This is a genomic window from Mesomycoplasma ovipneumoniae (assembly GCF_033343935.1).
Taxonomy (GTDB): Bacteria; Bacillota_I; Bacilli_A; order Mycoplasmatales; family Metamycoplasmataceae; genus Mesomycoplasma; species Mesomycoplasma ovipneumoniae_G.
In genome coordinates this window covers 73,795-98,788 of sequence record NZ_JAWPGQ010000001.1, presented here as the reverse complement: position 1 = coordinate 98,788, position 24,994 = coordinate 73,795, and the positions used below count along the sequence as shown (strand labels likewise).

Sequence of the window (24,994 nt, the reverse complement as noted above, 5' to 3'; positions counted from 1 at the left end):
GGAAAAAAGTGTCGATTTTACTTTTTTTAGTCAAAAATTAGTCCGTTTATTTAATTATGTGTGAAGAAAAAGAAGAAGGAGATCATGATGAAAATTAAGGGAATTTTTAAGCGACTTATTTTGCCTAGTTTAACAATATTAAGTCCTTTTTTGCTTTTTAGCCAAAAATCTGGTGATTTTCACCAGTATCAAAACTCAAATTTTGATTTTAAAGAGCTTGCCTCAAACTTAAATTTTGATGCAAATTTAAATAAAGTAAATAGAAATGTTAAAGTTGGAGTTTTTGTTGAAGAAAACGGGGACGAAAATAACAATGATTTTAACAATTTACAGGCAATTTTTCAGTTTTTTGCCCCTAATTCGAATTTAATTATTTATCGTTTTAAAACAGGTGAGCAATGAAATAAAGGTCTTTCACATTTTGAAACTGTTGGGGTCGAGATGGTTTTGCACTTATATAAGGAAAAAAGAACTTTTTTAAATGAATATTTTTCAAATGGGAGAGACTTATTAAAATTAGGAAATTTTCTTGATTATTGAAGTGGTAAAACTGGAATAATAAATTTTTTTGACGGAAGCAGAAGTCTAGGTGATGAAATTAATAGTAATTTCAGCTTTTTTGCAAAACAGGACGACAGATTCAAGAAAGATTCGCGCCTTTTTAACTATGTCAAAAATTTTGGCACTAGCGCTGGGGTGGTAAAATCAAATCACTTTATACTTCCAGAATTAAAATTTGCCTATCAGTTAAATATTCGTGATTCAAACATAAAATTTTACTCAGCTTTTCTACTTTCTGCTATTTTTAGCGCACTTTCATCAAGTTTTGACTCTTATGAAAGTTTAAAAGAAAGGAATCTAAAAATAATTTCAGCCTTATCATTAACGGCTCAACCATCAGAAAATAGCAATTTAGGATTTAACGGTGCTCATTCAAGCGAAGGTTTTGGATTTATTAATTACAAAGATGCCTATTTTACTCTCGAACAAGACAATTATTTATACAATAATTATGACGGAAATGATTATGTAAGCGAGCCTGTTGAACTTCTAAAAAATCAAAAATTTTCAGCCCTTGTTTTTCATGATAAATTTTCTGAAAAAGAAGTTGTGGGGGAATACTTATCGGGATTTAGCGGTTTTTTTTATAATTTTGGTAAAACACTGCGTGATGGAGCGAGTAATTTGATTTATGGTCAGCCAAATTATAAAACAAATGATTTTGATATTTCAATCGAAATTTTTCACGGAAGTTGAGAAAAAATTATTGAAGCAAACTCAGATATAAGCCCGTTTGACAAAATTAGCTTTAAAGCTTTTGAAGACGGCAAATACCGAATTAGAGTTTCTAATGTAAATTTTCAACCTGATAAGCCAAGAAAATACTTTCTGACATGAAGAAGATACCCTGCAGAATTTCGTTCTAATGTTTATAGTTAAAATCAAAATTTTGTATTAAAATATATTTTTAATTATGAAATTTTTTATTGATAGTGTAAGTAAAGACCTAGTTTTAGCAATTTTTGACAAAAATTTTGAGCTTGTTGATTCTAATATAGTTGAAATTAAAAATAAAGCTGATTTGCTTCCTGAATTAGTTCGAAATATTTTGTCAAAAAATAATCTAAAAATTACAGATTTTAGCGATTTTTACATTAATTTAGGGCCAGGAACATTTACAGGATGTAGGGTTGGACTGACATTTTTTAGAACTCTTGCCCAATTAGGCGATATAAATCTTTGAACTTGTTCAACTTTTAGCCTTTTATCCTTTGAAAAAAAGGAAAAAAGACAATATTTTATTAGTTATAGTAAAAATTCACAGTTTAGCGCCTTTGCTCATGACGGCCAATTAATCTCTGAAATTTCAGATATTAAGACCAAAAATGGGCCAGATGATCAAGTTGATTATCAATTAATTTTAAATAATTTTGCTCAAGCTCAAAAATTATTTAAAAAAGAGGAAAACTTAGTCAATGTTTTCCCTTTGTATAACAATTAGTTTAAAAAAATTAATTAAATGGTGACTTAAGAGAGCTTAATTCAGGAAGGTTCTCGAAATTTTCGTTATTTTTTATAACATTTTCTTTAAAAGCTGATGTTCCAATTGTAACTGGTTTTGCACTTTTGTTGAATTTTACGGTTTCAATTTTGTTAGATTCAAAAGCGCTAGTGAAAATCTCGATTAATTTAGTATTTTGACTAAAATCAAGATGTTTAATTTTATTATCAAAAAAAGCGCCAGTTTGAATAATCTCTAAATTCTTTGAGTTTGAAAAATCGACCTGTTCTAGATTATTTTTAGCAAAAGCTTGCTTACCTATTGAAACTAAAGAAGAAGGTAAAACTAATTTTGTTATGTTATTTCCTTGAAAAGCAAAATCGCCAATTTTCTTCAGATTGGTAGCCTTTGAAAAATCAAGTTCCTGAATTTTTTCTTTATCAGTCAAATTTGCACTATCAGCATAAAATGCATAATCTTCAATTTCAGTTAGCGTTTCTGGAAAAATTATTTTTGACAAAAAATAAAAATTAACCTTAGTTTCCTGCGGTTTTTGGCTATTTTCACTATCAGTTTGATTAGTTTGATTCTGATTTTGAAGAGTGGTTTTTTGATAAATCCGTGATTTTAGACTAAAAAATGCAGATTTGTCAATTTTTGTTAGCCCAGAATCTGACAGGTCAAGCACAAAAGAATTTGTTGACTCATCAATTTTTACATATTTAGAATCAGTTTTATCTATCGAAGAAAGAAGTTGTTCTGCCTGAGATGGACTTTGGCCACATGCAGAAAGTGCAATCACGGGTGATAAAAGTGCTAATGTTTTTAATATTTTTTTAAACTTGAACATAAGGTAAATTTTACAATAATATTTAGTAAAAATGTTAAATTAGAAACTTTTATCGATAAAAGTGCTAATTTTTTGTCTTTAAATTATAGTAAGTACGAATTTGGGAAGCAAGTCTTTCATCCAAGGGCATTAAAAAAGTGTAATTTATCTGATATCTACCCTCGTCAGTGTTATTTTCAGTCGGAATATTCCCATAAAGAGTTTGCTCAGGTTGTTGAGAAAGGTACATATTTAAAGCTCGAAGCGACCTATTTGATGAAGTTTCAGACTTTATATTGTCGTAATTTAGATTTTTTTCATCATCAATAATTTCATCATTAAGGTCAATAAAAACTGAGCGATCTTCGCCCTCAAGAGTTTCGCGAACAGTTTGAACTGCATCATTAAAGTAGAATTTCTTAAAGAATTTAAAGGATTTTTTAAATGTTGGGGTGTAATTTATATAGTCAAAATTTGCTAAAAAAGGAATAGATTCATAGTCAAAATAAAAACCTTTTCCCTTTTTAGGTTCAAATTTTTCTGTCTCGCTATTTTGGACAAAATCAAAATCAACCTCGACTTTTGCGTTTTGGACAATTTCTTCTAAGTCAAAATCTTCGCCTTTATAAATTCCTTCATAAAGTGAATTATAAATTTTATCGGTCAATTCGGGCGAAGTGTCTTTTAAAATAATTCAGCCATCAAGCAAAGTTAAATTATTTTTTGGACGGATAATTGCAATTGTATTTTCTTCCTCGAGTTCTTCATAATTATCTTTAGAATAATGGGCATCAAGAGAATCGCCATTATATAAAAAACCAACATCTTGATTCAAAGAAGGATCAATTACTGAATTAGCTAAGTCAAGACCTGAAGTTTTAAAAACATTGTGTCGCAAATTAAAATAGTCAAAACCAGAAATTTCACCAATATAGTCAATAAAGCCATCAACAAATGATTTATAGTTATTTTCAGTTAATATTTGACCATATTGATTAGTTTTTTCAGCGCCAATTAGCAAATTATCTCTCATAGCCTCAGTTCATTCAAAAAAACTGTAGCCATTTTTTCTCAAGGTTTTGCCAATTCCGCTAAGACTTTGATCTTCAAATTTAAGGCCTTTTTCTTGAATTTGTTCTTTTTGCTTAGCGCTTCAATTGCCCTGAAATTTACGGAGATTTTTTCTTTTACCATCAACATCATAATCGCCAATTGTGTAGGCAATCACTTTGTCTTGGGTGTAATAAGGTATGAAAAACTCTCAAAAACGGTCCTGAATTCCGTCATTATCAGTGTCAAGATTTTTTTGGGGATCATAGGCGTCTTTCATGAATTGGTCATATTTATCAACATGCTCAACAATTTCAGGACGAAACATTTCTTCAAAAGCGGCCCTTTTTTTATTGATAAATTCTTGTCTTTGGGCCAAAGAAAAACTGGCATAATTTTGCGGTTTTTGAAAAACCTTAGTTAGCTCTCAATTTGGAAAAAGTTTTGAATAGTCTATTTTTTGTAAAAGACCTTTTTGAGCCAAACGTGCAATTTGAAAATCTGAACCTACCCCAGCAATTGTGCGATTGTCTTCAATTGCTTTTGTAAATTCGCTAACATCACCAAACTCGCGATAATTAAAATCTTTGTTAATTACATCGCGACCAAAATCAGAAATGTAAGCTTCAAAATTATAGACAACCGGTTTAAAAGGGAAGCTTGATTTTGAAAAAGATGCAATAAAAACAACGCTAACTACCGAAAGAGCCAGTGCTACTTTGGCAAAAAAATTGACTAAATTCTTTTTCATGTTTTTTCCTTTTTATTTTTATAATAAAGTCAAATTAAGTTAGAAATCACGGAAATAAAGAGCATAATTGTTCCCAACATTAGCGCTCAAGTTTTAAAAGTTCCTTGATACAAAAGCGTTCCAACTGTTTGGGTGTTTGATGTAATTTTTGTGATTATAAAATCATCAAAAGAAAGAAAAACAACAACTGGAAAAACCGAAATTATCGCTGGTGACATGTGTTTTAAATAAACCAAAAATCATGCCTTCATTTTTGAGTAGCCTAAATCCTGGGCTGCTTCATATAAGCTCAGCGAAAATTTTTCACTTCTTGGATACATTATCAAAATTCCGTAAGGTAAAGTCATGACAATATGGGAAATAATTGCCCGATATAGACCTTCATAAGCCGCCGAAAGTGAACCAAAAATGAAGCCTAAAATAATTGCAAGCGAAACTGCAGTGATAGCATCTGGATTAATTAAAGGAATATTTGAGGTGACATTTACATAAATTTTTACTGATTTATTTTTTTGTCTTCAGAGGGCAAAAACTGTTAAAAGTGAAAGGAAAACAACGGTTATTGCAGCAAAAAATGCAATAATTAATGAGTTAATTAGTGCTGAAGCAAAAGTATCTTTTGCAAATTCGTCAAATGCTTGTAGACTAAATTTGTTCCATGTTGAGGAGACAAAACCTTTTTTTGACGGACTGTTAAATGAAAAAATAGAACCAAAAATTATTGGAATATAAAAAATAATTATCAAAAATCAAACATAAGTTTTTTTCAAAATCTCGTGTTTTTGAAAAAAATCAATAATTTTAGTCATATTTAAATCCTTTAAGTTTCATGATAACAATCGGCGTAAAATGAATTAGTGTATAAATTCCAATAAAAACTAAAAGTGTGACTAAAACAAGCGAGGAAACTCGAGCTAGATCAAAAGGGTTTGTTGTGTTTGCAGAATTATTAATTAAATTTCCAATTAGTTGATTTTGTGATCCATTTGGTAGCAATTTATCTGAGACAACTATTGATGTTGCCGCCATTAAAAAAACAATCGCAAATCCAGAGCTAATTGCCCGAAAACTATAAGGAAGAACCACTTTAATCAAAACTCAAAATTTTGAATATCCTAAATCTGTGGCAGCTTCAATTAAGTTTTTGGGCATATCTCTGAAAATTGTATAAAGTGGAATTACCATAAAAGGAAAATTGAGAAAAATTAGACCAAGAATCATAAAAGAGTTATTATTTAACGATCCTTCGTCAAACATTACCAAAAATAAAGCCCGTAATGAGAAAACTTTTGCAATTGTAAAAATGATCAAAGGGGTAATTATTAATGATAAAGAATAAATTTTAAAAATACGCGATTTTGAATTAGCTACAATAAAAGCATAGGGAAAAGCTAAAATTAAGCAAATAAAGGCACTAACTAAACCAACAAAAATTGAACGGGCAATAATTTGCCAAGTTGTTTGCTCTTTTACTAAAAGATGGTTGTCAAATGGACTGCCGTTTGTCGAAAGTGGACTTACAGATTTAACAAAAAGTAAAATAAGCGGAATAACTATTAAAATTAGGGCAAAAACAAAATAAGGGAGAACAAGACTGATGCGTGGATTTAAATTTTTTTTGAAATTTTGTCAAAATTTATCAAAAAAGCTAAGAGTTTCCACTTTCAATCTCCATTAAGTGAATTGCATCATCGTCTCATTTTAGATAAACTTGCGTATTAATATCGTAAAAATCGTTAGTTTCAACGTAAATAATTTTAGAACCAACTTGAATATCTAGTCAATAATATGACCCTTTATAAATATTTTGAACCACTTTACCCTTAAAATATCCAGAATTTAAGTCAATATCGATGTCTTCAGGACGAATAAGTGCATCCAGTTTTTGGCCATAATTAAACTCTGTGTGAATTGTGTAAAGCTCAGTCCCAAGAATTTCAACCTTATTTTTCCCAATAAATTTTGCTTCAAAAAAATTTGAATCACCGATGAAATTAGCAACTCATTTATTGGCAGGATAGTCATAAATTTTCTTTGGCACGTCATATTGAGCGATTTTTCCGTTGCGAATTATAGCGATTTTATCTGATAATTGAAGGGCTTCATCTTGATCATGAGTTACAAAAATGAAAGTTAGACCTAATTTTTGCTGAATTTTTTTAAGAAAAACTTGCATTTTTTGTCTAATTTTTGCATCTAAAGCTGATAATGGCTCATCTAACAAAACTATTTCAGGTTCAATAACAAGCGATCTAGCCAGTGCAACTCGCTGTTTCATTCCACCAGATAACTCTGAAATTGCACGGTTTTCGTTGCCACTTAGACCAACAAGTTCGATAATATCCTTAATTTCGTTATCAATTTCTGTTTTTGTTATTCTACGAGTAAGGTATTTTTTTTCAAAAGTTACAGATTTATAAAAAACATAATTTTCCCAATTAGAATATTTAAAATCTGAATCATCAAGTTTATCCTGTAATTTTTTACGGGTTTTGCTGTCTAAATTGGGATTTTCAAGCTGTTTTTCTAAGTTTGCTTGCAAATTATTAAGTTCTGCAATTTTTTTGTCCTGTTTTGCTTGCCATTTTTGCTTTAAATCTTCGAACTTTTCCCAAGTTGACTGTGGAATTTCAGAATCACTTTTCTTAATTCTTTTTAATTTTAGGCCAAATTCAATATTTCCTCTAACTGACAAATGTGGAAAAAGTGCATAATCTTGAAAAATAGTCGCTGTATCTCGTTTATGGGCTGGAACATCTTTGATATCAACCCCGTTAAATTTAATTTCGCCTCGGGTTGTTCATTCAAAACCACCAATTAGGCGCAAAATTGTAGTTTTTCCAGATCCAGATGGACCTAAAAGAGTGACAAAATCACCTTTTTTGATGTCCAAATTTATTTGATTTAAAACTTTCTTATCACCAAATTCCTTATCAACATCAACAAGCGAGATTATTGTTTCACTTTTGTGAAATTTTTGCATTTTATAATTCCCTCTTGAGTAGATAAAATTAAAAACAATATCTAATTTAAATAAAAAAATGTAATTTTATTCTAAAAAAAATATGAAAACTTCATCTTTGAAGAAAAAAATCTTCTCTAATGAAGAGTGGTGGGGAATTTATCGAAAATATCTTCTGATGCAGATTCATGGAAAAAAGCAGCATCATCAAAGAGTGATGCCGCAAACATATAATATTTTAATAAATATAAATAGTATTTTCCAAAATCCATGATTATTTGAAAATTATACTATATTTTTAACTTTACAAAAGAATTTAGCAAAAATAAAATTTTGTACTGTTATTCAAGAACTTTTAAACGACATTTTCCTAAAATTTTCCAGTTTTGGTACTTTATAGAACCAATTTTTTGCAAAACTGTTGTAACTTCACAAATTTCCCGAATTTAACAAAAATAAAATTTTATACTGCTAACTCAGGAACTTTTAAAGCTCGTTTTCCTAAAATTTTCCAATTTTGGCTGTTTATAGACTTAATTTTTTGCAAAACTGTTCTAACATCACCAATTTTTCCGATTTTAGCAAAAATAAAATTTTGTACTGTTAGCTCAAGAACTTTTAAAGCGCTTTTTCCTAAAATTTTCCAATTTTAGCTCTTTATAGACTCCATTTTTTGCAAAACTGTTGTAACATCGCCAATTTTCCCGATTATTGTTATTTCATCATTTTGATGAATTATTGTCTCAGCTGCTGGCAAAATTGTTTCTTTATTTCTTTTGATTAAAACAACATTGACATTATACTGACGTAAATTAGCGTTTTTTATGCTTTTATTAATATAGTTTGGCGATTTTACATTAACGCTTCCAGCAAATATTCCATTTGCTATTTCTTTAAGATTATCTGCATAATTCAGGAAATTTTTATCAACACTTAAAAGCGCCATTTTAATTCCCGCTTCTTCTTCAGGACTAATAATTCAGTCAACACCGATCTGTTTTAAAACACGAGCATGTCTTTTATTAACAGCGCGTGCGGCTATTTTTAAGTTGTTGAAAAAATTAATTTCAGTCTGTAATTCTAATAAAGTTGCAATAATTTCAATATTATCTGAAGTAGCAACGATTATTGTGTCTATATCTTCAAGTCCAACTTCATTACGAATTGCATTTATGTCGCTAGCGTCCATTATAATTGGTTCAACAGTCGCAAATTCGCGAATAAATTTTAAATTTTCAGCTCTTTTATCGATCACAATAATATTGTGCCCTGATTCTGCTAGTTGGGTTATTGCTGCTCTACCTAGTCGTCCGGCACCAATTATACAAATATTTGCTCGTTTCATTTGCTTAAATTTTATCTAAAAAACAATAAATTAGTTCAAAAATCAGAAAATTTTTGAAGGCGGCTAAGCACAAATGTTTTATATTGTAGTTTTTTTGTCTGTTTTTAAATTTTCTTGTTTTTGTTGGTTTTTTTGAAAAAAAATGTATAATATAATAATTTAACTTTTTTGTTTGTTTTATATAAGTAAATTAACTGACTAATTTTTTAGTTTAGCCAACCATTAAAACGAGGAATAATGAACTTGAAAATTAATATCAAAAATTTTCTGCGGTCCATTTTTTCTCTTAAAAAGATACATATTATTTTTACTTTTTACACGTTAGTTATTCTTCTTGGGGCTGGAATTCTAACAGGATCGTTTTCGCACACTGAAAATTCAGAAAAAATTAATTTTTTTTCGGCACTTTTTACTTCAGTTTCTGCCTTTAGTGATACTGGACTTAGTTTGGTTGACACTGGCACAAGTTTTAATGTTTTTGGCCAAGCTATTATTGCAATTTTAATTTCTATGGGTGGAATTGGAATTTTTGCAATAAAATTCTACATTTTTAACCATTTATTTGGAAAAAAACTAAGCATTTTGTCACGTGAAATTTTGAAAATCGAAAGAGGTTCAAGTAAATTAAGTGAACTAAAAGGTGTCATCAAGGTTTCTATTAATTTTTTTATGATTCTTGTTTTGATTAGTAGCCTTACTCTTAGTCTTTATTTTTATTTTTATGATGCTGATCCACAAAAGTTTTCATTTCAAAAATCACCTTATAAAAATATATCTTTATCACTAAGATTTGCTGTTTTTCATAGCATTTCTGCAATTAATAATGCTGGATTTGATATAATCGGGCCAAATAGTTTTGAACCTTATTATCACGCTTATTTTTTGCAAATTATGATAATAATTCTGACAATAATAGGTGGAATTGGCTACCCGGTAATTTATGATTTTTTTAGCTTTTTCAAACTTAAACTTTCTAAACAGAAAATAAAAAGATTTAGATTTTCTTTATTTACTAAAGTTTCAATTTTGAGCTATTTTGTCATTGCCCTAATTGGTTTTATTCTTTTAATTACTTTTGAAGCTAGTTCAAATTCTCCTTTTACTTTTTGAAACCAAAAGCAAAATGGCAACTGATTTGATAAATCATTTGCATTATTATTTCATAATTTTATGACTCGTTCAACCGGTTTTTTTACATTTGACTTAAAACAGCTAACTCAACCAAGCACATTTTTAACAAGTTTATTGATGTTTATTGGCTCTGCGCCTTCTTCTACAGGTGGTGGAATTCGCGTTACAACTTTTTGAATTTTTATCGCTGTGGTTTTATCTAAACTTAGGGGAACTAGTGATGTTAATATATTTAAAAGAAAAATCACAACTGATAAAATTGTCTCAGCTGCAACTGTGTTTTTTATATCATTTATTTTAGTAATAGCGGTAGTTTTTCTCTCGAGTTTTTCGCTAGATAGTATATCAAATCAGGAAAAAACTGGTGATTATAGAATTTATCATTTAATTTTTGAGGTCATGTCGGCTTTTGGAACTTCGGGTCTGTCCACCGGTTTGATTCGAGATTTATCTGTTGTTTCGCAAATTGGATTTATGATTATTATGCTAATTGGTCAGCTCGGAATTACCTCTTTTATTTACGTTTGACAAGGTGATAATATCGGCAAACAGAATAAAACTTACATAACTGAAGATATTTTAATAGGATAATTTTTTAGCTTAAAATGACTAATTTGAAATTTATTCTTTTTTAGATCGATTTTTTTGCTATAATTTAAGAAAAATATAAATAAAAGAGGGGTGGAAAATGATTTATGACAAATTGGAAAATTTTAGCAAATATAGTTGTTTAAATGAAAATTTTGCAAAATTAGCAAAATATCTAAAAGAAACTGACCTAGCAAAATTACCACTAGGTAAAACTGTAATTGATGAAGACAGAATTTTTGTTATACATGTTGATTTTGAAAGTTTCGATGATACAAACGCTCTCTATGAATATCACAAACGATACGCAGATGTTCATGTAGTTCTTGACGAAAAAGAACAATATTTCTTTGATTTTTCAGAGAAATTAGTCAATAAAGTAACTGATTATTCTGAAGAAAATGATGTAGCTCTTTATAAAAAAGATTCGACCCGAAATTTAATTAGACCGTTAAAAGGCGAATTTTTAATTTTTCTACCTGGCGATGCTCATTTGCCAAAATATACTGGACAAATTGGTGTAGTTAGAAAAATAATTTTTAAAGTTGAATATTAGTCTTATTAAGTTTAAATTTTTTTATTAAGTCTAGAGATTAAAAATTCATTTTTTAAATATAAATAACATATTTTTATGGTATAATTTTTAGTACCGTTTTTTAAAGGGCTAAAATAAACTATTATATATAAATATAGGAAAAAAATGGCAAATATAAAATCCAAAATTAAATCAATCACCAAAATGCAAAAAGCAAGAGCAAGAAATAATGCAATTAAATCTCGTGTAAAAACAGCAATCAAAAAGGCTAAACTAGCTGTTACAAGTCATGCAGAAAATCAAAATGAATTAGTTGCAAAAGCTCATAAAGAAATTGCAAAGGCAAAATCAAAAGGTGTTTTCCACAAAGGAAAAGCATCACGAAAAATTTCTAGACTTCATTTGTTTGTTAATAAACATCAAAAAACAACAGTTTAATCTCTTTCCTGTTTTAAATAATAAATTTTTGAAAATTTTTCGAAGCCCAAAATAAAAAAACCCCTTAAATTTAAAGGGTTTTTTTATTTTACAGGTTATTTTTTATTACAAATTGTCGAAGCGAATTTTAATAGAAGGACCCATTGAAGCTGAAACAGTTAAGTTTTTGAAATAATTTCCTTTAACTGAATTTGGTTTCAATTTACGGATTAACTGTAAAAGGGTTTTAGCATTTTGGACTAAATGATCGGCTTCCATGTTGGTTTTTCCAATTAATGAGTGGATAATTCCGTATTTATCAGCACGATAATTTGCTTTACCTTTTTTAATTTCAGCCACAGCTTTTTCCGGTGTTGGGGTAACTGTACCTGTTTTTGGGTTAGGCATAAGTCCTTTTGGTCCTAATTTCTTCCCGTATCTTCCTAAAACTGGCATTAATTTAGGCTCAACAACAATAACATCAAAGTCAAAATTATCAATTTTTAAATTTTGTTCTAGTTCAGCTGTTGAATAAATTAAATCAGCACCCGCTTCTTTGGCTTTAGTTGCTACCTCTGAAGAATCAGTCGCAACAAGCACACGTACAGATTTCCCGGTTCCATAAGGTAAAACAACAGAACCTCTTAATTGTTGGTCAGCTTTTCGAGTATCTAAATTAAGTCGAATAGCTAAATCAACAGAGCCAGAAAATTTAGTATATGATGTTTTTTTAACCAATTCCATTGCCTCTTCAAGTGAATAATAATGATTTTTATCAACTAATTCACGAGACTGAGCTAATTTACGTGAAATTTTTTTCATTATTTAACTCCTTGTAAAAATTCTTCGATGCCTTCAACTTCAACGCCCATTTGTTTGGCGGTTCCATAAACTGTAAGAATTGCTTTTTCAATATTATCAGTATTTAAATCTGGTAATTTATATTCTGCAATTTCTTTAAGTTGTGCAAGGGTAATTTTAGCTACTTTTTCAGCTTTAGATTTTTTAGATCCAGATTCGATTTTTGCAGCTTGCTTAATTTTATAAGAAGTTGGGCTTGTAAATAACTGAAATTCAAAGCTTTTATCTTTAAAAACAGTAATTTTTACAGGAACTGGTTCGCTTCCACGATTTTTTGTTTCATCGTTAAATTTTCTTGTAAATTCAGGCATTACAATACCAAGACCTGCAAGAGCTGGTCCGGGTTTTGCTTGACCGGCATTGAATTGCAATTTTGCAACTCTAACTACATTTTTTTTTACCATTTCGAGCATCCTTTTATTTTTTAGTTCTCTTAGTGGTTAACGGTTTTAAACCTTCCACAAAAATTATTTAAAATTATACCACAAAAATTATTTAAAATTATGGCAAAAAAAATTATTTAACAAAAATAATTTTTTTTGCACTAAAAAAACCACAACGTGTGGCTTTTATTTCTTTAAATTAGTGTTCTGTGACAAAAAGATGTAAAATTTTTATAAATAAAACAACAACTTCGTCAGCTTTGACCACTGAAGACCATCAATTTAAAAGTTTAATTTTAACTCAATTTAAGATGTTCCTCGATCTCATTGTTTCTAACCTCCGTAAATTTTTACTATTAAATTTTACCATAAAACTATTAAAAATCCAAAAATCAGTAAAATTTGCATGTTTTTAAAAATCATGATTTTGTATGATGTGCAAATTTATTTTGTGATAAATAAGATTTTAGAAGTCTAAACAAAATGAGGAAAAAATTACAAAAGTGTGCGTTTAAATAAAAAAACAGCGAATTTTCGCTGTTTTTTGCACTAATAAGCCGCGTTCTGTATTAGTCAACCATTTATCTAGGTCTTTTACAACCTTCCAATTTAAGTTCGTTTCCCAAATTGGATTCCCCTACCAAAATTTAGGTTTCTAGCTCATGGAGTTTACCGCGTTTCACTTTATTTGTTAGGATTTTTTAGGAGTGAACAATGATTATGAAAAATTTATAAAATAATAAACAAATAAACTCGTCTCTGTGGCACTTGTCGTCTAGGCTTGGATTTCTTAGATCCAACATGAACACTACTACCATCGCAGGTAGTGCTAGCGCGGACTTTCCTCAAGTATTTTTAAATTAAAAAACTTAAAAATACCAGCGGTTGACTTGTGCAAAATTAAATTATACCATACTTTAAAAATACTTGGTATAAAAATTTAAAAATTATTTACGTATATTTAAAGCTTCGATTGTCTCTTTGTAAGTTTCAAAACTTTTTTGTTTTAAATAAGAAAGTAATTTTTTACGTTTATTAACTTTTGCAATAAAACCTCTCATTGAGTGTTTGTCCTTTTTATTATTTTCAAAATGAACTTTTAATTTTTCAATGTCTTCAGTTAATATTGCAATTTGAACGGCTGTATCACCGGTGTTTTTAGCGTTTTTTCCAAACTTTAAAATTAATTCTTGTTTTTTCGCTTTTGAAATCATTTTAATTCCTTTAAAAAATAAATAAATAAAAAAATAAAAAATTTAAACCTAGCAATAATTCGCGAAACTATTAAAACCAAGCATAAATTTAACTAATAAATCAGGCAAATTATTCGTCTAGATCGATATCATTGCATCCACAATGACTATCGTCTTCTAAAATGCCAGAATTTAGTGGATCTGTTGGGCATGCATCAGAAAATTTTACCATTTCATAAAATTGTTTAGGATCTAATGATGCACCACCAACAAGTATACCATCAATAAGTTCTGAATTTAAAAAATCTGCATAATTTTGTGAGTTAACAGAACCTCCGTAAATAACTTCAACATTTTTGCCAAATTCTTCTTTAATTAAGGACGAAATTTCATTTGCAATTGTAGCAGATGCTGTTTTACCGGTTCCAATTGCCCAAATTGGTTCATAAGCTATTATTGCTTTTTCGAAATTTAGCACGTGTTTTACGGCATTTATTTGTGAAATTATAACTTCTTTAGTTAATTTATTTTCATATTGTTCTAAGGTTTCCCCGACACAAAAAACGGGAGTTATGTCATATTTTTGTGCTTGCCAAATTTTTTGAGCTAAAACTTCATCAGTTTCATTAAAAAACATTCTTCGCTCAGAATGACCAATTATTATGTAGCTAACGCCTAAATCCTTTAACATTTTAGCGCTAATTTCACCGGTGTAGGCCCCAGATTCGAACTGGCTAACATTTTGAGCAGCTATTTTTAATGTTTTAACCTGAGATTTAGAAATTTCACTTAATAAAGTAAAAGGAGGAGCAATCGCAAACTCCATTGATTTAGCGATTTTTTCTGGATTTTTGTTAAAAAGCGCGTCAAATTCAAAAAGGAAATCATAAAATTCCTTTCTGATTTGATTCATTTTTCAATTCCCGATAACAATTTTTTTCATGATATAAGTAAAAATTATAACATAAATTAGCCAAAATAATAGCGTTATTTTTTAAGTTTCTACTTTAAATAAAAAAAATTGGCACTTAATTGCCACGAGTGACAAAAATATGTTATAATTATTTTTGCATTAATGTAAAAAAATAAAAATAAGGAAGAAAAAAATGGAAATTAAACTTGAAAATCTTGAAAAATATGCAAGAAATTTAACTAAATTAGCAAAAGAAAACAAAATTGAACCTGTAATTGGGCGAGATTCTGAAATTAGAAGAATTATAAAAATTTTGTCAAGAAAGACAAAAAATAATCCTGTTCTAGTTGGCGATCCCGGCGTTGGAAAAACAGCGATTGTTGAAGGAATGGCGCTAAAAATAATTGCAGGACAAGTTCCTGATAATTTAAAAAATAAGCAAATTTTTGAGCTTGACCTTACAAGTATTCTCGCTGGTGCCTCATATAAAGGTGAATTTGAGCGAAGAATTAAGGCAATTTTAACTGAAATTGAACAAAAATCTGATGAACTTATTATTTTCATTGACGAAATCCACTTATTAATCGGAACAGGTTCATCTGGATCTGATTCAATGGATTTTGCTAATATTTTAAAACCAATAATGGCTCGAGGCGGAATTAAATTAATTGGCGCAACAACAAATTCTGAATATCGACTTTATATCGAAAAAGACGGAGCACTCGAACGAAGAATGCAAAAAGTTGAGGTTTCAGAACCTTCAGTTCTTGATACCATCAATATTTTGCGCGGAATTAAGGAACGATTTGAAAATTTTCACCAGGTAAAAATTCTTGACTCAGCTTTAATTTTTGCTGCCAAAATGGCAAATAGATATATTTTTGACCGCTTTTTACCCGATAAAGCCATTGACTTGGTTGACGAGGCTGCCGCTTCTTTAAAAGTAGAAATTAATTACCAACCAGAAAAACTAGAAAAAGCAAAGCGTGAGTTGATTAATTTGAAAATGATGGAAATTAATTCGACAAATTCGAACAATGAAGATCTCAAAAAACAAATAGCTGAGGTTGAAAATCAGGTTGACCAAATGCAGAAAGAGTGAAACGACTCGCGAAATTTAGCTTCAAAAATTGCAAATTTGTCAACAAAAGTCGAGGAATTAAAGCACAAGCAAAACACACTAATGGACCAAGGCGATTATCAGGGCGCTTCACAAATAAAGTATGTAAAAATTCCTAAAATTATGGAAGAATTGCAAAATTTAAAGGAAAAACAGACCGAATTTTCGAACGTTCTTGATGAAAATCATATTGCAAAAGTTATCTCAAATTGAACTAAAATTCCAATTGGCAAACTTTTAGAATCTGAAAGTCAAAAATATATTAATTTAGAGGAAAATCTCAAAAAAGTCATCAAAGGGCAAAATCAAGCTTTAAAATCTGTTTCAGAGGCCATTTTAAGATTTAAGGCAAAAATTAATGACGAACAAAGACCAATTGCATCTTTTTTGTTTGTAGGTCCTACTGGCGTTGGAAAAACTGAAGTTGCCCGTGCTCTTGCTCAAAATTTATTTGACAATAAAAATCAAATTATTCGACTTGATATGTCAGAATATATGGAAAAACATAGTATTTCTAAGCTAATTGGGGCTCCTCCAGGTTATATTGGCTTTGAACAAGGTGGAATTTTAACTAACAAAATTAGACAAAATCCATATTCAATTGTTCTGGTTGATGAAATTGAAAAGGCTCATCCTGAAGTTATTAATATTTTTTTACAAATTCTTGATAACGGCGAGCTTCTTGATAGCAAATCTATAAAAGTAAACTTTCGCAACACAATTATTATTTTAACTTCAAATATTGGTGCTAACAAAATTCTTGAAGGCAAAAAAATTGACGAATCTAACATCAAAAATGAATTATTAGTATATTTAAAACCTGAATTTATCAATAGAATTGACGAAATTATTGTCTTTAACCCTTTAAATCACGAGGTAATTTCTGAAATTATCCACTTAGAACTTGATACCTTCAAAAAAAGATTGACAGAAAATAATTTTGAGATAGATTTTAATGATTCTGTTATTGACTGAATTATTCAATCTGGTTATGATAAAAATTTTGGCGCTCGACCTATCAAAAGATTTATCAAAAAAAATATAGAAAGTTTTATTGCTCAAAAAATAGTTACAAAAGAGATAGCAGAAAATTCCAAATATAGATTGTCTTATAAACAAAATAATCTGTATTTGGAAAAAGAAAAATAGTTCCGAGTTTCCCAGTTTGATGAGATAATCTTAAAAAAGTGTCCTGGTTTAGTTTTGGGCGCTTTTTTAACTTTTTTGGCAAAAATCATAAAAAAATACAACTACTATTTAAACTCAATACAAATAGAAAACTCGTTTTTATTTGCAGCGAGCCTAAAAAAATATATGAAGTTTTGAAAGAACAATAACCAAAAGCCCTAAATTTAAAGATTTCTAAACAGGTAAATTTAAGGCATTCCATCATATTTAAAAATACAATGGATAATTCACATTTTCTAATTTTTTTATGACAAAAACATAACTTATTCCCCCTTAATTCAACATCAAAATTTATTAATTCATCCTTAGTGAGGTTTATTATAACATAATTTTATTTTAGACCAAACATTTTTTTTTATTTTTTTGCAAAAGATTAATTTCAAAATTATAAAAATTAAGATTTTAGGCCAAAAAACACCGGATTTACGGGTATTTTTGCATATTGTTATTCACTAAAATGTGAATTTTTGACACCAAACTGAGAAACTCAAGAATAACAAAAAATTCCACAAATATAAATTGTCTTATAAATAAAATAATCTATATTTGGAAAAAGAAAAATAGTTTTATTTTAATGCTGTTTCAAAAGCTTTTTCAAAATCCTGTTTTTGGGAAAATTGGTTATTAAATTGTATAAAAAATCTAAACAAAACCTCTGATTTATCGGAGGTTTTGTTGTTTTCTTTATCTCCAAAATGAAGGGTTAAAATTTTTGCTGAAGGTGTTGGAGTTGATGAAGAAGCAGCTGAAGAAGCTGAAGTTGAGGCAGCAGAAGTTGTTGAGGAAGTTGTAGCTGTTGTGGTTGTTGGGGCAGTTGTGGATGTTGGAGTTGTTGAAGAGCCGGAAGCAGAAGTTGTTGAAGAAGCGTTTTGAGTAGATCAAAAGTTTTTTTCTAGTTCAATTTGGGGTTGATCTTTTGATTTTGGAGTTGCAATTTTTACAATTATCTTTTGAGAATTTTGAGTTTGAGTCCCTCCTGAATTTGAAGATGAATTCTCATTAAGTGCATTGTAAGAAAGAACAAAATTAGTAAATTGACCTTCATCAACAGGCAAAATACCAATAATTTTTTCATTTTGGTTTGCATTTGTGCTACTTGATCCAATTTCTGCTTTTTTTGAAACACCTATTAGCCAAACGTGAGTATTATCAGGAATTGAATCTGAATTTGTTATACTTGAGTTTGTTAAATCGCTTTTTTTGGATAGTTTTTTAACTCAAATTAAATTTGGTTCTTGATTTGTTTGTTGATCAGAAGTTCCGTTTTCTTGAGTGATAAATTTAAGGACAACTTTATATTTTTCAGGTTCTAAATTATTTTGGACTGAGAATGAATAAAAAAATGCACTATTTTCTTCAAAAGCTACAGTTCTTTCAAAATTTTCGTCATCTTTATAAAATAATTTTAAATAATTGTCGTTTAGACTTGGATATAAAATTCCTGAATTTCTGACGAGTTTAACTTTTTTATCGCGTTTTTTTGAAGAGTCAAGGCTAAGCACAACTTGGGGATTTGTGATTGATTTTAGGCCTTTAATTTCTGAGTGAAATAAATTATTTTCATCAGATTCCTCAACATTATATCCACCAGAACCGTCAATAAAAAAATTTGCTTGATTTTCTTTGGCTAATAATAATTGAGGATTTGTTGGCGACAAGCCGCTTATTTTTATATCTTTTTGACCTAAAATTTTATTAAATCTGTCATAAATACTAATTGTTATTGTTAATTGGCCAGTAGAACTTTCAAAAAATAAATTATATTTAACCCCATATGAAAAAATTTGCTTAGAGTTAATTATATCATTCATTTTAGCAAAAATTTTTGCTAAAACTTCCTCAGGTTTGTCAGTTTCATCAGTTTTTTTTCAGGCCGGAAATGTTAATGAATCTTTGAAAAAGTCTTTAAATCACGTTACAATTGCTCTTTGGCTAGTTAAACTATCATAAGTTGGACTACTTTCTAAATTAACAATTTCTAAGCCTTTACTTGTGTTTCTATTCTCTTGAAAAGAATAAAAACTAGCATTAATTGACCTTAAATTATTAATAACTTCAGCACCATCTAAATAATTAAATTTTTGCTTTACAATGTAAAGATCATTATCCTTAATCACAGAGTCCAAATATCTTTGGGCTAAGTTTTTAAAAGGTTTTAAAGTGTAAATAAAATTAAATTTACGGTAATTTTCCTGAGTTTGTGAGTCATTTAAATTTTCTTGACTTGAAGTTTCAGAATTATTTGGGCCAGTATCTTGGAATAAAGATACCTGATTTTGAAGGGTTTTTTGTTGTTGGACAGGTGAATTTTGTTGTAAACTTGATACACTTACATTTTCAGGAGTTGACTGATTTTGGGCTAGTTTTTCAATTTGTTTAGCCTTAAAATCGATTTGAACCATAAGTTCAACTTCGCCAAGTCGGTCCATTTGAATATTTGTCCCAAACAATCTTACATTAAAATTTGGCAAGGAATTTGTGAATAAATTTTGTAATTTTGATATATCAAAGAGATTGCTGTGATCAGTTTGGGAGACTAAAAAAGTAGATAAAGATACATTTTGTGCAACAATTTCTTGAATTTTTTCGTCTTTTAAGATGATAAGTTCGTCATTAGTTTTAATTAAATTATTAAGATAATTAGTAACTTGTGCATAATCCAATAAATTTGAAACTTTTAAATCAAATGTGCGAATTTTAGTTTTTTTTGAGTCAAAAAGCCCAAAGGAAATTCACAAATTACCACTTGAGTCGTCAATATTTTTAAAAATTATGTTTCCTGATTCGTCTGTTTCAAAATCAAAATGGGTGCCCTCAGGAAAATTTACTAAATTATCGTTTGAGTCTAAAAATAAAAAAGAACCAAATTTTTCAAGGGTTTTTTTAGCATCTTTTGTATTTTTATACTCAGAATTTAGCGCTTGAATAAACGAAAGTGCGTTTCATTTTTGGTTTATTGGTGCTGTTTGTAAAATAAAAGCTGACTTTTGTTGGTCAATATTAAAATTTATAAATGGAATATCACCTTTGCCATTGAAGCCACGAATTGAATGAACTTTTGAATAAGTTTTATTTGTAAATTGATCATGAGCCGAAAAAACAACGTTAATTAAATTATTATTAACAACTTTTGTAACTAGATCGTCATTTTCAACATCAGATTTATTAATAGGATTGATATTAAGTTTTAAAAAAGGATATTTTGAACTAAAATTGGTAAGGTTAAAAATTGTGGTAAGATGAAAATTAGACCCTGAATCACGAGATAAATCGAGAATTTGTTTGGCTGAATATTTGGAAAAATCCTCGTCAATTTGCATTTGATCAACAATTTTTCCAAATTCTTCATTTGAAAGTTGAATCCCTCTTTGATTAACTTCAGTTTTTTCTAAATTTCGCTGATCAACAACATCAAAATATTTTGACTCAACCAGTGAATAAGTTAAATAAGAAAAACCTAAAATTGCACCAATTGCAATAGGTCAAGTCGCCATAATCATTAAAGATCTGGTGTGTGAAACTTTTTTTACTTTTCTTACTATTTTAGTTTTTTTCATTTTTTCCTAATTTCGATTTAACTGCCTTTTTGGTTTAATTACTGTAAAAATAAGCGGATATTTTGCTTCATTTTCTTGGGGTACAAAGGGATCTAGATTATTTTTGAGTTGCGGCTGTGCGGTCTGAGTTGCAGGTTGTTGAGTTTGTGGTTGAGGTTGAACTGGTTGAGCTGGCGGTGAACTTTGAGCTGGCGGGGTTGGTGCTGGTTGTGAAGTTGAATCTTCAGGGGTAGAAGGATTTTGTGCTGAATTATCAGGGTTATTTTGCTCGTTATTCACAGTGTTTGGGATGAAAATTTGAGATTTTTCAGTAGAATCTAGGTTTTTTACGGCAAATCTAATTTTCAAATTTCCAAATTTATCCTTGAAAACGCTATCTTTTTTATATACAAGCCCATGACCATTTAATAAAGGATAAATTTGAACAAAAGTAGAAAAACCAAAAAGTTTTTTAATACTCTCTAATGTTTGTTTAAAATCTTTATCTTCTTTATTAAACTCAGAATTTAGAACTTCTTCAGCGGTTTTAGAAAATGTAAGTGCAGTTGCAAAATTAGACTCATCAAGCTCTAATTTTAAAAGATTTTGTGGAAAATTTAAGACAACATTAGACAAGACTTCAATGTCACTTTGAGGATTTTGATCTGTAAAAACATCTAATTTTAATGAATTAATTGGGGTTCTAAAAACAATTTTATTATTTGTAGCAGAGGTAAAAATATAATAATAACCTAAGTTAAAAATCTCTTTTTGGGGAGTAGTATCATTTTCAGAAGTTTCCTGATCAGCAACCTGAACTGGGTTTGGAGTTGAATTTTGGCCCTCAGAATCAATTTGTTCTGAGTTTGGGTTGACTAGAAAAACAATTTTATAAGAAAGATTTTCGCCAAGTGTTTCAAACTGCTTAACTAAATTATTATTTTTATAGGTTTCAATAAATAATTCAGAAAATGTTTGAGCATTTAATTCTGCTTTTGACGGTTCATTTTTTTGGTTTAAAGCTTCAATTTTAGAAATTAAGTCGCTAAATTCCGTAATTAAATATTGATTTTGAAGATTTGAGACAATTTTCTCATTAATAGTTTGAATTTTTGGGGCTAAATTAGTATCAGGAGTTTGACTTTCTGAGTTTTGTTGTTGGTTTCCTTGATTTTCGGCTGGCTGAGAAGCTTGAGAACCTTGAGAATCTGTGTTGTTTTCAGTATTTCCAGTTTCTGTTTCCTGAAATTGGGTTGCTTGTGTGGCACCAGTGTCACTAACAGTCTCATTTTTTGGGGTTGAATCAAGACTTTGAGCTTCAGAAGTTTTCTGTTCATCATCAAAAGTATCAGATTTTATTTCCGCAAGAGAATTAAAAAGAACTCTAAGGTATTTTTGAGCTTCTTCTTTAGACAAAGTCAAAATATTTTTTACAAAATATATAAATTCTTGATTATTTTCAAAAAAAGCACGAGTATTTGTGCTATTTTCTAGTGTTTGTGGAGTTAGTGTTCTTTTGGAAAACTTAGAAAGAGTTGGAAAATCATACTTAAAAGTTCAGGAATTTAAAATTTGAGTTTCAGGAAAATTAAGATTAAATTTTGAAGAATTTATTAAAATATTGTAAATTTCTTCGTGTGCATTTGAGTCAATTAATTTTTGAATTTCATCTTTTGAAACATAATCAAAAGATGAAAATACTTCATCTTTTTTATTTTTATCAGTAGGATAATCTAAATTAACAACTGGAATTTGACTAAAATTTTTAGGGTCAAATGTAGAAACATTTTGGGATTCAGAATTTTTAAAATTTCTTAAAACAAGTTCGGAAGATTTAGTTAATTTTTCTGAACCATCATCATTAAGGGGATAAAAAATTTCAAACGGTATACGAACTAGCGATGACTGCTCGTCTGAATCAAGTTGAATTTTTTCAACTATAATGTTAAAGCCAAATTTTTGCTTGATTTTTGGATCTAAATCATCATAATCGGTAAAATCAAGTTGTAAATCTGAATTAATAAATGAATTAAGTGCTATTTTTGCTTCTTCAGATGTTTTTAATGCTTTTGTTGTTTCGTTATATTTAAGAAAGTTATAAACTCACGATATTGATTTTTGTGAAATATCAACTTTGTTGTCTTGATTTTGCTGTGAAAATTGATCGACTTTTAGATCTGTTAGTTTTGGAATTTGAATAAAAACTTTAGGATCAATAAAAGCAGACTTATTTTTAGCTGAATCAAAAAGTAAAAAAGTAAAATTTTTAGTTATGTTTGTATTAAAATTTTTTGGGAAAATTTGTTTAGCTTCCTCTGTGAAACTAATTTTACCTTGTATTTCTAAAAAATCTGAGTGCAATTGCGAAGGTTGGACTCAAGTGTTTTTATTATTTTTTATAATTTCTATTTTATAAGGAAAAATTAACTTATTTTTGTGTTTAATAGCAAAGTTTTTGTTAGTTAAGATTGACTGAAAGTCAAAGTCAAAAAAATCATGAACCTTTTTAATAAAACTTTCTGCACTTTGCTCAGAATTTGCCTCTGCTAAAAAGTCGCTTGCAAGCCAAATGTTAGGAGAGACTTTATTTTGCTCACTTCTAGAAAATGGTCTAATATTTTGAAGATTTATTTGGAGAGCTTGGTAAAAATTTTCCAGAAAAAAAGTTGAATTAGGACTTATAGAAATTTTGTCAGTTCTTATGTCAGATTTTATAATTCTTGAGTGATTATGAGTTTTGAGTAAAAATTCAACATTAAATTGTTGATTTGCATCATCAGGTTTGACATCTACAAACTCAAGTCAAATTCCGTTTGGCAACTTATATGGTTGCAATCTTTTATTTTCAAGACTAAAAAGATCGAAAAAATCACCTTGTTTTGGTGAGTTTTGAATTTTTTTTCACTCTTCTTTTAGTGAGGCGTAAGTTGAAAAAGGAGAAACTTTTTGAGCATTAAAACTAAGAGCATTAATTTTAGTTATTGTTCTATTTAAATCCTCAACAGTTGTTTGATAAGAATTTTTTTTAATTAAGCCAAAACCATAAGAAATACCAACAGAAATTCCTAAAACACCAAGAAATGATGCGGATAAAGTAAGGCCTAGTAAAATTTTCGATTTTCTTGTTAAAAATTTTGTTTTGGAAAATTTCTTAACTATTTTCACTATATAGGAACCTTTTTTTACTTAATTCGATTAGTTAAAATTTTACCAACAATTGCACCATCATTTGCGGCAGTAACAATTTGTCTAATTTCTTTTGTAACAACATCACCAACAGCATAAACGCCAGGAATTTTTGACTGTCCGTATTTGTCAACTTGAATAAAATTAAATTTATCAAGAATTTCTTTATGGTTTTTTTGTAAAAAGCTTGTTGCTGGTAAAAAACCAATGTATGGGAAAAGTGACTTAATTTCTAGTGTTTTTTGCTCACCGTTGTGATCAATAATTGCTGATTCAAGTGAGCCGTCACCTTGAAGTTCTAAAACTCTAGCGTTAAATAAAATTTCAACATTTTTGTTTTTTTTGAGTTCTTCAATCAAAAGTGGCTCGGCGATAAATTTGTCATCACGAACTAGAACATAAACTTTTGAAGCTATTGAAGCTAAAAAACTTGATTCCTCAACAGCAGAATTTCCTCCTCCAATAACAATTGAAGGTTGGTTTGCATAAAAAGGACCATCGCAAACAACACAATAAGAAACACCTTTACCTTCAAAATCAAGGTAATTTTTAATATCTAACGGTTTTCTTTCGACCATTCCTGAGGCTACAACAACGGATTTTGCTGTGAAAGTTTTACCGTCTTTACAAATAACTTTATGGTCAAAAGGTGAGTTAGACTCAATATAATCAACGTCACAATAACGGTGTTTTGTTCCGAATTTTAGTGAGTGTTTATACATTCTTAGCGCTAAAGATGCACCATCAATAAACTCATCTCCAGGTCAATTTTCAATTTTAGATTGTGAAACAAGTTTCCCGCCTGGGGCTCCTTTTTCCAAAATTAGAACTTTTAAATTACCACGAGAAGCATAAAGAGCAGTTGTTAGACCAGCTGGTCCTGCTCCAATTATTATAACATCATAATTTTCCATGACTAAACCCCTTAAGAATAAAATTTTAATGATTATAAATAATTATATAATATTAAATTATAAAAACATTAAAAACTAATGTTTTTCGTT

At 29.1% G+C, this 24,994-nt stretch carries 19 protein-coding genes, 1 other RNA gene and 1 pseudogene; 6 read left to right on the top strand and 15 right to left on the bottom strand.

Translation table 4 applies throughout. The annotated features are described in order from the left end of the window. Positions 1 to 84: 84 nt before the first annotated feature. Positions 85 to 1,440, top strand: a complete 1,356-nt coding sequence (locus R7X45_RS00390) for a hypothetical protein (RefSeq protein ID WP_318055514.1) — start codon at positions 85 to 87, stop codon at positions 1,438 to 1,440. A 34-nt stretch (positions 1,441 to 1,474) separates the two neighbouring features. Further along, complete coding sequence (gene tsaB, locus R7X45_RS00385) at positions 1,475 to 2,002, top strand: tRNA (adenosine(37)-N6)-threonylcarbamoyltransferase complex dimerization subunit type 1 TsaB (protein WP_318055513.1); 528 nt, start codon at positions 1,475 to 1,477, stop codon at positions 2,000 to 2,002. A 10-nt stretch (positions 2,003 to 2,012) separates the two neighbouring features. On the opposite strand, the gene R7X45_RS00380 is transcribed toward tsaB, so the two are convergent. The 6 genes from R7X45_RS00380 to R7X45_RS00355 form a co-directional block, all read right to left on the bottom strand. Next, positions 2,013 to 2,852, bottom strand: a complete 840-nt coding sequence (locus tag R7X45_RS00380; RefSeq protein WP_318055512.1) for a leucine-rich repeat domain-containing protein — start codon at positions 2,850 to 2,852, stop codon at positions 2,013 to 2,015. Positions 2,853 to 2,916: 64 nt separating this feature from the next. Continuing rightward, the gene (locus R7X45_RS00375; RefSeq protein ID WP_318055511.1) at positions 2,917 to 4,632 is read right to left on the bottom strand and encodes a hypothetical protein; all 1,716 of its coding nucleotides are present in this window, start codon (positions 4,630 to 4,632) and stop codon (positions 2,917 to 2,919) included. After that, entirely contained in the window at positions 4,617 to 5,441 is an 825-nt protein-coding gene (locus tag R7X45_RS00370) for an ABC transporter permease (protein WP_044285780.1), read from the bottom strand. Before R7X45_RS00370 ends, R7X45_RS00375 begins: the two co-directional genes overlap by 16 nt. After that, complete coding sequence (locus tag R7X45_RS00365) at positions 5,434 to 6,294, bottom strand: ABC transporter permease (protein ID WP_318055510.1); 861 nt, start codon at positions 6,292 to 6,294, stop codon at positions 5,434 to 5,436. Before R7X45_RS00365 ends, R7X45_RS00370 begins: the two co-directional genes overlap by 8 nt. Then, positions 6,281 to 7,615: an ATP-binding cassette domain-containing protein gene (locus R7X45_RS00360; RefSeq protein WP_318055509.1), complete on the bottom strand. Its 1,335-nt coding sequence runs from the start codon at positions 7,613 to 7,615 to the stop codon at positions 6,281 to 6,283. The genes R7X45_RS00365 and R7X45_RS00360 overlap by 14 nt, the downstream gene beginning before the upstream one ends. A 628-nt stretch (positions 7,616 to 8,243) precedes the next feature. Then, the gene (locus R7X45_RS00355; protein ID WP_044284323.1) at positions 8,244 to 8,939 is read right to left on the bottom strand and encodes a potassium channel family protein; all 696 of its coding nucleotides are present in this window, start codon (positions 8,937 to 8,939) and stop codon (positions 8,244 to 8,246) included. Positions 8,940 to 9,176: 237 nt separating this feature from the next. Here R7X45_RS00355 and R7X45_RS00350 point away from each other — a divergent pair, with 237 nt between their 5' ends. The 3 genes from R7X45_RS00350 (at position 9,177) to rpsT (ending at position 11,631) form a co-directional block, all read left to right on the top strand. Next, positions 9,177 to 10,661, top strand: coding sequence for a TrkH family potassium uptake protein (locus R7X45_RS00350; RefSeq protein WP_277446777.1), 1,485 nt, complete (start codon positions 9,177 to 9,179; stop codon positions 10,659 to 10,661). A 97-nt stretch (positions 10,662 to 10,758) separates the two neighbouring features. Beyond that, entirely contained in the window at positions 10,759 to 11,214 is a 456-nt protein-coding gene (locus R7X45_RS00345) for a YhcH/YjgK/YiaL family protein (protein WP_044284321.1), read from the top strand. 144 nt (positions 11,215 to 11,358) lie between these two features. Further along, entirely contained in the window at positions 11,359 to 11,631 is a 273-nt protein-coding gene (rpsT, locus tag R7X45_RS00340; protein WP_044285775.1) for a 30S ribosomal protein S20, read from the top strand. 105 nt (positions 11,632 to 11,736) lie between these two features. Here rpsT and rplA read toward each other — a convergent pair whose 3' ends face one another. From rplA to tpiA, 6 genes and pseudogenes are all read right to left on the bottom strand, one after another. Beyond that, positions 11,737 to 12,432 carry a 50S ribosomal protein L1 gene (gene rplA / locus R7X45_RS00335; RefSeq protein ID WP_010321232.1) on the bottom strand — a complete coding sequence of 232 codons (696 nt, stop codon included), beginning with the start codon at positions 12,430 to 12,432 and terminating at the stop codon, positions 11,737 to 11,739. Further along, entirely contained in the window at positions 12,432 to 12,875 is a 444-nt protein-coding gene (gene rplK / locus R7X45_RS00330; protein ID WP_044284318.1) for a 50S ribosomal protein L11, read from the bottom strand. Before rplK ends, rplA begins: the two co-directional genes overlap by 1 nt. Positions 12,876 to 13,053: 178 nt before the next feature. Continuing rightward, positions 13,054 to 13,182, bottom strand: coding sequence for a hypothetical protein (locus R7X45_RS00325; RefSeq protein ID WP_318055508.1), 129 nt, complete (start codon positions 13,180 to 13,182; stop codon positions 13,054 to 13,056). A 220-nt stretch (positions 13,183 to 13,402) separates the two neighbouring features. Continuing rightward, positions 13,403 to 13,751, bottom strand: an RNA gene (gene rnpB, locus R7X45_RS00320) — RNase P RNA component class B. A 50-nt stretch (positions 13,752 to 13,801) separates the two neighbouring features. Then, on the bottom strand, positions 13,802 to 14,068 hold the full coding sequence (gene rpsO / locus R7X45_RS00315) for a 30S ribosomal protein S15 (protein WP_044285774.1): 267 nt from the start codon (positions 14,066 to 14,068) through the stop codon (positions 13,802 to 13,804). A 205-nt stretch (positions 14,069 to 14,273) separates the two neighbouring features. Next, positions 14,274 to 14,990 (bottom strand): annotated as a pseudogene (gene tpiA / locus R7X45_RS00310) (triose-phosphate isomerase); the annotation flags it as partial. 163 nt (positions 14,991 to 15,153) lie between these two features. Between tpiA and R7X45_RS00305 the strand changes: the two are divergent. Beyond that, positions 15,154 to 17,229, top strand: a complete 2,076-nt coding sequence (locus R7X45_RS00305; RefSeq protein ID WP_318055506.1) for an ATP-dependent Clp protease ATP-binding subunit — start codon at positions 15,154 to 15,156, stop codon at positions 17,227 to 17,229. A gap of 605 nt (positions 17,230 to 17,834) precedes the next feature. On the opposite strand, the gene R7X45_RS00300 is transcribed toward R7X45_RS00305, so the two are convergent. Genes R7X45_RS00300 through R7X45_RS00290 form a run of 3 tightly spaced genes read right to left on the bottom strand, consistent with a single transcriptional unit; the run spans position 17,835 to position 24,904 of the window. Beyond that, positions 17,835 to 20,825, bottom strand: a complete 2,991-nt coding sequence (locus R7X45_RS00300; protein ID WP_318055505.1) for a P110/LppT family adhesin N-terminal domain — start codon at positions 20,823 to 20,825, stop codon at positions 17,835 to 17,837. 6 nt (positions 20,826 to 20,831) lie between these two features. After that, entirely contained in the window at positions 20,832 to 23,969 is a 3,138-nt protein-coding gene (locus R7X45_RS00295) for a P97 family adhesin (protein WP_318055504.1), read from the bottom strand. A gap of 17 nt (positions 23,970 to 23,986) precedes the next feature. After that, positions 23,987 to 24,904 (bottom strand): NAD(P)/FAD-dependent oxidoreductase, encoded by a 918-nt coding sequence (locus R7X45_RS00290; RefSeq protein WP_318055503.1) that lies wholly within the window; start codon positions 24,902 to 24,904, stop codon positions 23,987 to 23,989. Between the last annotated feature and the right edge of the window lie 90 nt (positions 24,905 to 24,994).